Source organism: Lewinella sp. (genome assembly GCF_050633125.1).
Classification (GTDB): domain Bacteria; phylum Bacteroidota; class Bacteroidia; order Chitinophagales; family Saprospiraceae; genus Lewinella.
Genome location: NZ_JBOEFX010000069.1, coordinates 39,489 through 54,062 on the forward strand (window position 1 = coordinate 39,489; position 14,574 = coordinate 54,062).

A 14,574-nucleotide genomic window follows, 5' to 3' on the forward strand; every position below is an offset into this window, starting at 1 on the left:
AGTCGTGGCGACTTTGGTTTCCCTTATTTCTTTTTTTACATATATAGTTCACTCTTATGAGCTTGTTCTGGATGGCCTCAATTCATCAGGCCAACCCTAATAAATGCAGGGAGAGCGGACGGGTAGTAACTATTAATGAAAAAGTATTCTTGGTGGTGGGGCGTATTGATGTTGGTCTGTACACAAGTGCAGGCCCAGGAAGGAATCGTTACCCATAACGATTTTACAGCTCAAACGCTTGTCAAGGATATTTTCGCCAGTGGCGCTTGTGACAACATTGACCTGATAAATACAATTGGTCACACCAATGGACTGGGCTATTTTGAGAATGGCCTTGATGTAATCGGCCTTGACCGGGGGATTATACTTTCTACTGGGCCTACCAATAATGCAGCTGGCCCCAATAATGAAACCGATAAAAGTGGCGATCTACCTGGAGATGGTAATGATGCTGACCTGTCAGGGCTTTCGACTGGGTTGGTCAGAGATGCGGTAGGCATTGAATTTGACTTTGTACCCCTGGATTCTATCGTTCGGTTTCGTTACGTTTTTGCTTCTGAGGAGTATTGTGAATTTGTAGGCAGTAACTACAACGATGTTTTCGGCTTTTTTATCAGTGGTCCCGGAATTGATGGCGAATTTTCCGCTGATGCTGAGAATGTAGCGCTGATTCCTGGTACCAATGATTTTGTATCCATCAATTCGGTCAACTTTAACCAGAACGAAGGCTTTTATATCCACAATGAAAGGCCGGAAGATCAGTCAGAGTGCGGGCTCTCTAATATCGCTACCCCTCATTTGGCACAGATTCAATACGATGGGTTTACTACGGTCCTTACGGCCGAACTGAAGCTTCGCCCTTGTGAAAGCTATCATATCCGATTGGTAGTCGGGGATGTTGCTGATCCCTTTTTCGATTCTGCCGTTTTTCTGGAAGCGGGTAGCTTCAATTTAGGTGGTGAAATCGCAGTAACCGCTATTGGTGAAACAGCTGGCCCAGGACAAATTTTTGAAGGTTGCGAAGATGCTGCTTTCCGGTTTAGCCGCAGCGCAGATAGCCCGCTTGATCGCCCCTTGATGATCGACTACCAAATAAGCCCGGCCTCTACGGCTACTCCTGGTCTTGACTACGAAGCCTTTTCCGGTTCTATTACCATCCCGGAAGGCGATCTTTATACTGATTTGCCAGTAAACAGCTTGCCTGATATGGAGCTGGAGGACGAGGAATTGATTCGCTTGGTTTTGGATATCCCTTGTGCATGTTATGCAGATTCTGCGGACTTGGTCATTGTCCCTGCACCCGAGCTTTCGTTAATGCTGCCAGATGCTTATACCTGTCCCGGAGAGGAAACGATCATGACTGCTACCCCCAGTGGAGGCGTAGCACCCTACGAATACCAATGGACTGGCGGTGGTAATGCCAGTACACAGCAGGTACCCGGCGTAGATGGTGCAACCCATTCGGTAAGCGTTACCGATGCCTGTCATCAGGAAACGAGTAGTACGGCCAGCGTGTTTTTGACCACTCCGCCGAGTGCGTTCCTTTCTGGCGAAGCACAGATATGTGAAGGCGATACCGCGTGGTTGCCGCTACAGTTGGAAGGCGTCGCTCCTTATAATATAGGTTATCAACACAATGGCGAAGAAGTCTGGCAATTGCTGGAAGATGCGAGTGCTTTGCCGCTTACGTTGCCGGGAGACTACCAGTTAATAGGTGTCCAGGATGCCGCCTGTTGGGGAACAGCTGAAGGGTTTGCAGAGGTGGAAGTCTGGAATTTAAATGCTTCTGCAACAGTGCTGCCCGTAAATTGTGCCAATGGTAGCGATGGTGCCATCCAGTTGGAAATGACCGCCGGTACTGCGCCTTTTGATTTTCATTGGTTTCATGATGAAAGTGCAACGGACCAGTTGACCAACCTGTCGGCAGCTGTTTATGAATTAGAGGTGACAGATGCCCGCGGATGTAGTCGTTTGTTCAGCTGGGAAGTTACGGCGCCGGCAACCTTAATTGCGCCACAGGTAGATTGTGAACAACTCTTCGCCGGCTTCTTAGACGCTTACGCTTCAGGCGGTGTGGCCCCTTATGAATACCAGCTTGATGGTGGTGCATGGCAAAATGAATCTAATTGGTTAAATGGCTTATGGCCTGGAGAACCCCACACCTTAACTATTAAGGATGCCAACGGCTGTGAACTCGAAACCGAATGGATCATGCCCGCCGTTTATCCTGACGGTATGGCCAGCCTGGATAATCCGATAAAATTGCCTTTAGGAATCACTGCGCCAGTAGGGTGGGAGCTTTACGTTCCCGAAAACCTGCTTGCCAGCATCGATTGGCAACCTGCTGAGCAACTGTCTTGTACCGATTGCCTTGATCCAGAAATAACGGCCCGCCAGTCGGGCATAGTGGAACTCTACCTGAAAGATATTTTTGGCTGTGAGCAGCAACTTCAAGCCGAACTCATCGTCGAAGACCGGGTGGATGTTTTCCTTCCCAATGCTTTTTCCCCAAATGGCGACGAATACAACGACCAGTGGTTCCTCTTTGGCAACCCCCTCCAAGTAGAACGTATCGAAGAATTACTGATCTTCGATCGCTGGGGCAACATGGTTTTCCAAGCCATCGACTGGCCCATCAACAGCGAGCGCCACGGCTGGGACGGTACCTTCCGCGGGCAAGCCCTTGACCCTGGGGTGTATGCCTACAGCATTCGCTTTCGCCTTGTGAATGGAGAGCGGAGAACCTTGGGAGGAGATGTTTTGTTGTTGCGGTAGGGTTTTGTCAAGTATTTAACCAATAATAATACTTTGGAAATGAAGATTAATTTCAAACTAGGATTATATCTCCCGGTAATATTACTCGCGTTTAGTCAACTATTGAATGCACAAGGAAACAACGGACCGGACACAATCCCGTTTGAATTAACCAGCCATAATAACCTATCCATCAAAGCGGTATTGAATGAAAAGGATACTGTCGATTTAATGTTTCACACCGCCGCAGGTTCGGTAACGCTGACAAGCGAAGCAATAAATACGATTACGAGTATCAATTGGGATAGCGAAGAAGAGGTCAGTAGTTGGGGAGGTGATGCTACTGCAAGGTACAGTGCAAGCAACGCTTTAGCGATCACGAGTTTGAAGTGGGACAGTATCGCAATATGGGAAACAAAAGAATCAGGACCGGGAACAGGCGGTAAGTTTGGCCCGAATCTATTTGACGGTAGCGTGATTGAAATTGATTTTGAACAACGTGTTATTATCCTCCATGATACCCTTCCCGAGAAAACAGTAGCGTTTAATAAAGTCCCTGTTTTTTATGAAGACGGGTTTATGTTTATCCAGGGAACCAGTGCAATAGGTGGCACGGATTATCCCAATCGGTTTCTTATCCATTCAGGCTACGGCGGGGCGATTTTATATGATGATAAATTTACCGCAGAAAGCCATATCGGCGCGCATATAGAAATATTAGAGGAAAAAGAACTGAAAGACTCTTACGGAAACGTACTGAAAATCAAAAAAGGTAAGTTGCCTAAATTCACGATCGGAGAAGTAACTTTTGAAGATATTCCTGTAGGCTTTTTTGAAGGAACAATAGGCCGACAGCAAATGAGTGTGATGGGAGGCGATTTGCTAAAGCGATTTAACCTAATCATTGATATTAAGCGGGAATACATCTATATTCAGCCAAATTCCTTGATGAAGTTAGATTATTCGAAAAGGTAGTATAAAATCATGAAACTAAACATAAATAACACCTTCAGCAAAGAACTTCCCGCCGACCCCAATCGGGAAAATACCCGCAGGCAGGTTGCTGGAGCGGCTTTTTCTTATGTTACGCCACGCGCGCCGTTCAAGCCGGTATTGGTGCATGTTTCTGAGGAGATGCTGCAAGCGATTGGCTTGAGTGAAGAAGACAAAGCTTCGGAAACGTTTTTGCGCGTTTTTTCGGGCGGTGAGGTGTTAGAAGGTACCGATCCTTACGCCATGTGCTACGGCGGCCACCAGTTTGGCTCGTGGGCCGGACAATTAGGCGACGGCAGGGCCATCAATTTGGCGGAGGTTGTTCATAATGATAAGCGTTGGACACTGCAGTTGAAAGGGGCAGGGGAGACCCCCTATTCTCGTTCTGCTGATGGCTTGGCGGTGCTGCGCTCTTCGATCCGCGAGCATTTGTGTAGCGAAGCGATGTATCATTTGGGGGTGCCTACGACGCGATCCCTTTCATTGATGCTGACGGGGGATCAGGTTTTGAGAGATATGCTTTATGATGGCAATGCCGCCTACGAAAAAGGAGCCGTCGTGTGTCGGGTCGCGCCTTCTTTTATTCGTTTTGGCAATTTTCAACTATTAGCCGCAAGGCGTGATACGGAAAACCTAAAAAAACTGGCAGACTATACCATCCGGCATTTTTTTTCAAATATAAAGGAAGGAACGAAGGACGGTTATGTTCAATTCTTTGAAGAAATAGCTGAGCGTACCCTTGATATGGTCATTCATTGGCAGCGGGTGGGTTTTGTACACGGCGTGATGAATACCGATAACATGTCCATTTTGGGGCTCACTATTGATTACGGCCCCTACGGTTGGTTGGAAGATTACGACCCCGATTGGACGCCCAATACCACCGATGCACAGGGCAAGCGTTACCGTTTTGGTCACCAAGCCAATGTTGCGCTGTGGAACCTTGTTCAACTCGCTAATGCACTTGTGCCTTTAGTGGAGGAAACGAAACCCTTTGAAGAGGTTTTGGAAAGAATCAGTGAAGGTTATCACTTGAAGTACATGGCCATGATGCGGCAAAAACTGGGTTTTCAAACTGAAAGAAGAGAAGACGCAGAAATTATCGACACGTTGGAGGAAACGCTTAAGGCTACTGAAACAGATATGACTCTCTTTTTCAGAAACCTGGCCACATTCAAGAGCACTGCGAAAACAGACGAAGATGGGAAGTTCTTAGCACCTGTAATGGACGCGTTTTATCAGCCTGATGAAGTGAAAGATGAGCTGCTGAAGCGCTGGCAAAAGTGGTTTGACAGCTACCTCGAAAGGCTAAAAGAAGAAGAAATTTCAGACGATGAACGCGGGATAGAGATGAATAAGGTTAACCCAAAATATGTGCTGAGAAATTATATGGCTCAATTGGCCATTGATAAAGCCAATAAAGACGACTTCTCATTGATAGAGGAGCTATATGAAATGCTGAAAAAGCCTTACGATGAGCAGCCCGAATATGAGCAATGGTTTGCCAAACGACCGGATTGGGCAAGGGACAAGGTCGGTTGCTCCATGTTGTCGTGTAGTTCTTAGGTAGAGGCTTGAATGTAAGTTTTCATTATTAGTAATGTGAGTAATTCAAATCTTATTATCAATAATGCTTCAACCGCGTGGCGTACTCTGTAGGATTATCGTGTACGCCTTTACGGGTGTCTTTGGGCATAAACTGCCAAGGAGTCGACTGTTTTGTCCAATCGAAGGCTGTTTTCTCAAGGTAGCGTTTGCGGTAGGCGATAGGGGTACAATCACGGTATTTTTTAAAGAGGCGATTGAAATTAGTTAAGTTGTTGAAACCTGATTTTGCACTTATCTGGCTGACCGTGTTGTCGGTATCGAGTAAAAGTTTACAAGCGTGCCCAATGCGTAGGTCGATCAAAAATTGGGAAAAACTCCGAAAAGCAAATTTGCGAAAGAAATGACTGAAGGCCGATGGGCTCATGTTTAGCTTGTTTGATACTTCATCAAGCCGCAGGGATGGATCCTTGAAGTGTTGCAAAATATAACTGTAGGCCAGTTGAATCCGGTTGGTACTGTTGCGTAATGCTTGAGGAGAGAAGCCTTCGCTGGCCAGGAAGGCCGCCTCTTTGGCGTGGGAGAGCAGGTCTAAAAGCTGTAAAAAGTTGATAATATTCGTGAAGCCCTGGTCTTCCGTTAATTCAATCATCAAACGCATGGCTTCTTTCAGGCATTCTCCGTGAAATTTAATACCCCGCCGTGCATCCGTCAGTAAGTTACGAATAGATAAAAAACGATCTTTCTGAAACAGGTGACTACCAAACAAGTCCATCGCAAACTGTATGGTAATTACTCGGTAGGGAGGCCCTTGTTCTTGTAGCGATTGATCGCCGTCCCATTTGTGATATAAGTAAGGACCTAAAAGTACCAAGTCGAAGTCTTGATAACGTTGGGTTGAGTCTCCAACGATGCGAGTACCAGACATGCCCATCACCAGGTTCAATTCATACTCTGGGTGATTGTGAATAGGATAATCAAAGCCATTGTTGGTGGAATCTAATACCACTAAGACATCCTGGTTTTTCAGTGGGGTTATTTCCCGATAGATATCCATATTTAAAAATTAAAGTGTTTGTTGTTGGTTCTTTTCCTGTGAAGGTTTTAAGTATTTTTTTTATACGGAATAATGTATTGTTATTAGGAATTCATGAAAGTACTGTTTTTTTGCTTAATAGTACTATTTTGGCTTCCTGTAAATATTGACCTTTAACAATGCTAATCATAAAGGATTATTCTATGAGCACAAATTTGGACGTAATTTTGCACTGTAAACATACTGGTAAGCAACTCATCTTATGGGCGTTGCCACTGTTGTTTTTGATGGGAATGACACCCCTCATTGCACAGTCGTTTGTAGTGAATGGCAGGGTGATAGAAGGCACTGATCAAGAGCCATTAATTGGTGCAAGTATCCTCGAGAAAGGAACGACTAATGGGGTGACGACAGATTTGGATGGTCGTTTTTCATTGGAGGTGAGTGCTGCTGATATCGCATTGGTAATCAGTTATCTAGGGTATGATGATCAGGAGGTTCTTATTGCTGGTCGATCAGAAATAGAGATTGTTCTCGGAGTAAATGCAAAGTTGTTGGATGAAGTTGTTGTGACGGGCTATAAAAGAGAAATCAGAAGTGAGGTTTCTTCAGCTATTAGCTCTATAAAGTCTAGAGATATAGAACGGCTCGTAGTCGTAGGTATTGATCAAGCACTACAGGGGCAGGCACCGGGCATTGTTGTGACTCAGGTCACGGGCGCACCAGGCGATGATATCGCTGTTCGGATTCGAGGAGCCGGATCACTGGGTAATAATAATCCGCTTTATGTCGTAGATGGTGTGCCCACTACCAGTAATATTAATATGTTTTCTCCTAGCGATATTGCTTCTATTGAAATACTTAAAGATGGAGCCGCAGCGGCTATTTATGGGGCACGGGCAGCGAATGGAGTTGTTTTGATTACTACTAAAAGAGGACAACCGGGAGAGACTGTTTTTAACTTTGAGGCTTACACTGGTATCCAGCAACCCGTCAGGTTACCGGAGTTGCTAAATGCAGAAGAATTTTTGACTATTCGCAATGAGGGAATTACTAATGCCAATGAGCTGCGTAACCCTGCTAATATTCTACCAACCTATGATTTATCAATCTTAGATACTTTACCAGATACCGACTGGCTCGGCCTCGTTTTTGGAGTAGCTCCGATGCAACGTTATTCTCTCTCTGCAATGGGCGGCGGAGAACAAAGCCGTTTCTTTATTTCAGGAGAGTACCTTACCCAAGACGGGATCTACCAAGGGCAGGGGTTTGATAAATATCAACTACGTATCAATGGAGATATTGGCAATGATCGTTTTCGCCTAGGTAGTAATATTTCCTTTTCTGCTACCGATCGGCAGGTGATCAACTCTTCGGGAGATGGTTTTGGTGCCGGGAATGAACCTAGTGGTGTTCGTTATACGTTGATTGCTTCTCCCTTATTTCCTGTATATCATGCCGACGGTACGCTAGTGAAGACTTCTTCTGAACTATCAGATCCTACAATTTTTGGTGATGGAAATGCCAATCCTCTGGCTTTTAATCAAAATACGGATTGGACAATCAATCGGTATCGTATGTTTGGTTCGGTATTCGCAGAATATACCTTGCTTGATGGACTTCAGCTAAGAACAACACTGGGGGGAGATCTGCTCTTTGAGCGCAGTAAGTTATTCAAAGAGCGTTTGTCTCCTGCAATTTACGACCCTACCTCGTTGAACGAAGGCCGGGTATTCGAGCAAACCTTGGTGTGGAACAATTCGATTAACTTCGAACGTGATTTTGGTGGACATCGTATCTCCACACTTGTAGGAATGGAGGCCATTCAGAATCATACCGACTATCTAGGGGCGTCTGCTAATAATTTTAGACGCAGCGATCCTCTCTTTCGCTATATTGATGCTAGTGTACCAGAAGAAATCAGCAATGTTGGTGCTTCTGGTATTGCCACAGAATGGGCCTTGTTGTCTTATTTTGGTCAGTTTACTTATTCTTACAAACGGCGCTATGTGGTCAGTACAGCTATTCGTCGGGATGGCTCTTCTCGTTTTGGTAAAAACAATCGTTGGGGGACTTTTCCTTCTGTTTCAGCGGCTTGGAATATTTCTAACGAGCCATTTTTTGTCGGACAGGACTTTGTCTCTAGTTTGAAACTACGAGCTAGTTGGGGGCGCTTAGGTAATCAGGAAATTGGGGTTTACCCCTTTAGCTCCTTGGTTGATGTCGGCGATCGTGTCTATGTTTTTGGAAACGACAACAGTGTAGCAACGGGTGCTAATATCGTAGAAATAGGTAACAGTAATATCCGTTGGGAAACCAGCACGCAGACCAACTTTGGGATGGATGTCGCCTTTAGTGGTGATCGTTTGTCGATTACGGCTGATGTGTTTCGGAAAACGACAGAGGATATTCTAGTACGAGTTCCTGTACCTCAGTCGGGAGGAGCTACTCGCCCTCCTTTTGTCAACGCAGCAACTGTTCAAAACGAAGGAATTGAGCTGGGCTTGATTTACAAAAATAGGATTGGAAAAGTAGGTTACACCATCGGTGCCAATTTCACAAGCCTGCGTAATGAAGTCACTTCCATTGCCGACAGTGAGCCTATTTTAGGGGGCTTTGGTTTATCGGATGGGCCGTTGACACGTACGGAAGCTGGTCACCCGGTAGGTTCTTTCTACCTCTGGGAGATGGTGGGTTTGTTTCAGTCAGAAGAAGAGATCGCTGCTAGTCCGTTCCAAACCCAGTTTACTCGTCCAGGCGATGTCAAGTTTGCCGATCTCAATGGAGACAATGTCATAGACGATAAAGACCGGAAGCACGTAGGTAATCCATTTCCTGATTTTAGCTATGGTTTACAGCTCGGGCTCAATTGGGGCGGGTTGGATTTTTCTATGCTCGTGCAAGGGGTTGAAGGCAATGATATCTATTTCCTCTACGGAAATTTTGCTTACGAAACCCAGTTGCGAGGCTTTAACTCCTATCGTGATATTCTTGATCGGTGGACGCCTACCAATACAGATACCGACATCCCTCGGGTAAGTGTTGATGACCGCAATGGCAACCGCCGTCCTTCGACCCGCTTCCTGGAAGATGGTTCTTACCTGCGGATTCGGAATATTTCATTGGGCTATGATTTTGCTCCGCTACTCAATAATGAGCAGATCAACACCTTCCGTGTTTATTGCACCGTTCAAAATGCCCTCACACTCACCAATTATCCTGGGTTAGACCCTGAAATACAAGCAAATGCCAACGATACCCAAGGCCTAGGTATCTCTTCCGATTTGGCGGTGGGGATTGACTGGGGAACAGTACCCGCGCCACGAACGATCACTGCGGGCGTTCAACTTAAGTTTTAAAAAGAATAGAAAACGATGAAATTACTACGCTATATTTTACCCTTGTTGATGTTCACTTCATGTGAAGGGATATTAGATAAAGACCCGATTGGGATTTACGATGCTGGCAGTTTTTTCCAAACAGGGGAAGATGCGCTTCAGGCACTCAATGCGGCTTATGGGCCTTTGTTGCTAAACAATAATAATGGTAATTTTTATTGGGCTTTTGCCGAAATAACCTCCGATGAAGCCATCACTGGAGGCGATGGTTCCCGCCCTGGTCTGGTAGAGCTGGAAGCCTTTACTTATACACCTCGTACAGAAGAATTTAATACCTTCTGGAAGGTGCAGTATGAGGGTATTGCTCAGTGTAACCTTGTGCTGGATAATATCGAAAATGTAGAAGTGGAAGAAACACTGCGAGCGCAGTACACCGGAGAAGCACTTTTCTTGCGTGCTTACTATCATTTCTTATTGACCCAGGTATTTGGCGAGGTACCATTATTAACGGAATTGTTGCCACCCGATGAGCTGCGCCAGCCGGCCAGCTCGCGAGAGGAAATTTTTGCGCAAATTATTGCCGATTGTGAGCGTGCAGCGTCTCTATTGCCTGTAGTAGCTGCCGCTGGTAGCGAAGGTCGTGCGACCAAGGGAGCAGCATTGGCACTGGCCAGTAAGACCAATTTATATGCAGAGAATTGGTCGGAAGTAGTAAGCTACGTGAGCCGCATCAAAGACTTGGGCGTTTATGCTTTGGTGGAAGACTATGCCGATAACTACGGTAAATTCACACAGAATAATAGCGAGTCGGTATGGGAAATTCAGCATGCCAACCTCGAGCTGGGGCTGGGTAATTTTCTCAACCAATGGTGGGCTTCCCGCAAAATTGATGGCTATGGATTCGCCGAGGTTACGCCATCTTTTGTGGCTGCTTTTGAAGAGGGAGATCCTCGCCTGCCTATTACGGTGGCTATGCGTGGCGATGAGTACTTTGATCGTATCTATACCAATTCTTTTTCCTCTACGAAGTACAGTGTACGGAAATATATCCAATCAGACTCTGTCGTAACTCAGAAAGCGGATGGCGACATCAACTATACAGCTATTCGTTATGCGGAAGTACTACTGTGGGAAGCGGAGGCGCTGATTGAATTAAACCAAACCTCGGCAGCACTGGCTCCACTAGAAGAAGTACGTGCGCGTGCGCGTGCCCAATCCATCGAGCCAGCCACGACACTACCCGTCATCACCACTACCGATCAAGCAGCACTGCGGGAGCTTTTGCGGCACGAAAGGCAGGTAGAGTTGGGTTTCGAACTACATCGTTTTTTCGACCTTGTTCGCTGGGGTGTCGCCGCCGATTCACTAGTGGGGTTTGAGGTAGGGAAGCATGAGGTTTTCCCCATCCCACAAACAGAAATAGACCTCAATCCAGAACTCAAACAAAACCCGAATTATTAAAACCTGAGGTTTAGCTTCGCTTTTACTACGTGGTGCTTTTGGGGGTTCCTGCAAAGCAAGAGCTCCGAAGGAACATCTCACCGTACTTAGGTATAGGAACTTTGATCATTCTAAATGGATGCTCTATACCAGGTATTGCTTGTTTTTACCTGGTAGCGTGGATGTTAGAGTGGTTAAGGTGCTGATAATGATGTGTTTATATTAGATTCTCGCGTAAATTAAACAATATGCTTGTTTTGCTGCAAAAGATAAAGAAGGGAATGCTATTGCTTGGGTATTTGCTACCGCTGGCTTTAGCTGGGCAATCGGGGCAAATAGCCATTCCTCGAATTGAGGCGATGCCTAACCAGCCAGCGCCCTACAACCTGCTGGACTGGAAAACCGTGGCCTTGGAGTACGATGAAATGGTCTATGATACGGAGCTGACAGGCCAGTATTTGCCGCTCTGTACGGTTCAGCCAAGTGGGGTTAACTACCCGCTTAGCCCCACCTTTAGGTTGGACACCTACGTAGGTACCTTTTCTTCGATGAGCAACGAGGCCATTAATGTATTGCCATCCTTGGTGGGGGCGACGCTGGTGGGCCAGAACAAGCAAAATCAGTTTGGCCGCAATTGGGTGCGGATGAGCCAGGATTTTTACAATAAAGCCAACGGCGAGAACATCTACCTCAATGCACCCTCTACCAGCAGTGGCAATGATTGGTGGTATGACATGATGCCCAACGTCTACTTTTATCAGCTCTACGACTTGTATCCTGAGATGGGAGGGGAGGCCGACCTTCAGTTTGTCACTATCGCAGATAAAATGCTGGAAGCCATTAAAACGATGGGAGGTGGCGCTACTCCTTGGGCGGTTCCTTACCTCAATTATCGGGCTTGGGATTTTAGGGAAATGACGCCCAATGCTCAGGGTGTTCCTGAGCCGGAGGCCGCTGGTGCCTTCGCATGGTTGCTTTACCAAGCTTGGAATGAAACGGGTAATGAAGCTTACTTGCAAGGAGCAGAATGGGCTTTGGATTTTCTAGACGACTGGTCCTCTAATCCTTCCTACGAGTTGCAATTGCCCTACGGAACGCTCACTGCCGCCCGAATGAACGGAGAATTGGGCACCAACTACGATATAGAGAAAATGATCAATTGGTCATTTGACCGCGGTCCCTTGCGGGGTTGGGGAACAATTGTCGGCAACTGGAACAACTTCGATGTTTCTGGCTTGGTGGGCGAGGCCAACGATAATGGTGACGATTATGCTTTTCAACTGAATGGCGTACAACAAGCAGCAGCATTGGTTCCAGCGGTACGTTACGATAAGCGTTTTGCGCGTGCCATAGGCAAGTGGGTGCTTAACCTAGCTAATGCTACCCGCCTTTTTTACCCTGGATTTTTACCGAGTTTCCTTCAGGATGGTTCAGAGTGGTCCATGGCCAATGACCCCCAACAGGTGATTGGCTACGAGGCTTTACGCGAAGATATGGATGGACAGTCGCCCTTCTCTACGGGTGATGCCTTGAATGGTGGCTGGGCGGAAACGAATCTTTCTTTGTACAGTACAGGCTCTATTGGCTACCTAGGAGCGATCATTGAACCAACGGAAGTGCAGCGCATCCTGCAGATTGATTTATTGAAGACGGATTTCTTCGCAGCGGAAGCTTATCCTTCTTATTTATATTACAACCCTTATGGGCAAACAGAGACCATTACGTTGGCCTTGGGCGATGACCCCGTTGATGTTTACGATGCCTTGACAGAGGCTTTCATCGCGCAAAATGTAAGTGGAGATCTTAGTGTCTCTCTTTTGGCTGATGCTGCTCGAATGTTGGTGGTTTGCCCTGCTGGAGGAGAAATCACTTACGAGGAAAATAAGATGCTCATTGATGGTGTAGTTGTTGATTATCAGCAAAATGCAGAGGCTTATGCAGCTGCTCCTCGTTTTAGAGGTTTAGCGGCAGAAGATTCGCCAGTGGCTGCTACGACTTCCACGACCATCTATGCTACGGTGGAAGACATCGATAGTGATGAGCTGACTTACACTTGGTCTGTTACCGCGGGTACGTTTGCAGACAATGGCGACCGTATCGTTTACACAGCACCTGTAAGCGAAGGAGTGGTAGATATTCAGTGCATTGTAGTTGATGAAGCAGGTAACCAGGATACAGCCTTGTTGATCTTGCCGATTGTACCGGAAATCAATCTCGCTCCACAGATTATTACCATAGAAAAAAGTACGCCATTTACAGCCCCACAAGGCATCGTCACCTTTAACTGCCTGGCGACCGATGAAGCTCCGGAAAGTTTAAGTTACAGCTGGTCAGTCGATGGTGGTATTATAAATGGCAATGGCGCGACGGCCAGTTGGGATGCTCCCGCGGTAGAAGGTATTATTGAAATTGAGGTTGTCGTTACCGACGAGGAGGGACAAAGCACAATTGGCACCACGGAAATATTAGTGCGCAATTTTGTCTCCACGGCAGGAGAAATCATTGCCCATTATCCCTTTACGGGGAACGCGCTTGATGTGAGTGGCAACGAATTACATGGTCAGGCCAGCGGTGTACTCTTGACGACCGACTTGCTAGGGGCTAACAATAACGCTTATTACTTCAACGGAGGTAGCCAGCACATTGCAGTGGAGAACATGCCTATCATGAATGTTCAGGAAGCCATTACGGTAAGTGGTTGGTTGAAGATGAATACATTGCTGGAACGTGAAGCTTTTGTTGTTTCTCACGGCAGTTGGCAAAATCGCTGGAAAGTTTCTATCACCCCGCAGCAGCAATTGCGTTGGACGGTGAATACCCTCAATGGTGTTCGGGACTTAGATGTCTCAGAACCTTTAGCGATTGAGGAATTCTACCATTTTACGGCCACCTATGATGGCGCGTACCTGGCACTTTATCTGAACGGAGAACTAGCGGCATATGAAGCCTTTAGTGGCTTGATTCGTACGACCACCTTCCCACTCTTGATCGGGCAGATGTTACCTGGTGAGGTAGAATACAACTTCAAAGGAGTGATTGATGAGGTGAAAATTTTCGATTATGCCCTCACACCAGTGGAAGTGAATACGCTGTATCAAGGAGGTGTAACCCTTACTGATGAACTTCTCACATTGGCTAAAGAAGAACTACTGATTTACCCCAATCCCGTAAAAAATACACTTTTCTTGCATTGGGGATTAGCCCAAAATCAAGAAGGGCGCATTGATGTCTTCGATGTATTAGGTCGAAGAATATACAGCCAGATAACGACAAGCGATACCGAACAAATAGCGGTTGAACACTGGCCTGAAGGCCACTATTACCTAGTTTGGACTAGCCCATTGGGGCGATCTGTAAGTACCGTAATCAAGATTTAATAACCATTGTATTGCGCAAAAAATAAATTGAGCCTTCTTTATAGGTTTTTCAAAAAGCCGGCACGCTTAAAATGAACCACTTAGCCTGCTT

The 14,574-nt window shown here is 46.3% G+C and carries 7 protein-coding genes; 6 read left to right on the forward strand and 1 reads right to left on the reverse strand.

What is annotated here, in order from left to right:
* Positions 1-135 precede the first annotated feature (135 nt).
* Genes ACRBG0_RS15025 through ACRBG0_RS15035 form a run of 3 tightly spaced genes read left to right on the forward strand, consistent with a single transcriptional unit; the run spans position 136 to position 5,313 of the window.
* Positions 136-2,775 (forward strand): choice-of-anchor L domain-containing protein, encoded by a 2,640-nt coding sequence (locus tag ACRBG0_RS15025; RefSeq protein ID WP_431487682.1) that lies wholly within the window; start codon positions 136-138, stop codon positions 2,773-2,775.
* A 39-nt stretch (positions 2,776-2,814) separates the two neighbouring features.
* Positions 2,815-3,729 carry a hypothetical protein gene (locus ACRBG0_RS15030; protein ID WP_431487683.1) on the forward strand — a complete coding sequence of 305 codons (915 nt, stop codon included), beginning with the start codon at positions 2,815-2,817 and terminating at the stop codon, positions 3,727-3,729.
* A gap of 9 nt (positions 3,730-3,738) precedes the next feature.
* Positions 3,739-5,313 (forward strand): protein adenylyltransferase SelO, encoded by a 1,575-nt coding sequence (locus ACRBG0_RS15035; protein ID WP_431487684.1) that lies wholly within the window; start codon positions 3,739-3,741, stop codon positions 5,311-5,313.
* 58 nt (positions 5,314-5,371) lie between these two features.
* Here the strand turns inward: ACRBG0_RS15035 and ACRBG0_RS15040 are convergent, their stop codons facing one another.
* Positions 5,372-6,349, reverse strand: coding sequence for an AraC family transcriptional regulator (locus tag ACRBG0_RS15040; RefSeq protein WP_431487685.1), 978 nt, complete (start codon positions 6,347-6,349; stop codon positions 5,372-5,374).
* A gap of 182 nt (positions 6,350-6,531) precedes the next feature.
* Between ACRBG0_RS15040 and ACRBG0_RS15045 the strand changes: the two genes are divergently transcribed.
* From ACRBG0_RS15045 to ACRBG0_RS15055, 3 genes are all read left to right on the forward strand, one after another.
* A complete protein-coding gene (locus ACRBG0_RS15045; protein ID WP_431487686.1) occupies positions 6,532-9,687 on the forward strand; it encodes a SusC/RagA family TonB-linked outer membrane protein in 3,156 nt (1,051 codons plus the stop codon).
* A 15-nt stretch (positions 9,688-9,702) separates the two neighbouring features.
* Positions 9,703-11,127: a RagB/SusD family nutrient uptake outer membrane protein gene (locus ACRBG0_RS15050; protein ID WP_431487687.1), complete on the forward strand. Its 1,425-nt coding sequence runs from the start codon at positions 9,703-9,705 to the stop codon at positions 11,125-11,127.
* A gap of 227 nt (positions 11,128-11,354) precedes the next feature.
* Positions 11,355-14,483: a LamG-like jellyroll fold domain-containing protein gene (locus ACRBG0_RS15055; protein WP_431487688.1), complete on the forward strand. Its 3,129-nt coding sequence runs from the start codon at positions 11,355-11,357 to the stop codon at positions 14,481-14,483.
* Positions 14,484-14,574: the final 91 nt, after the last annotated feature.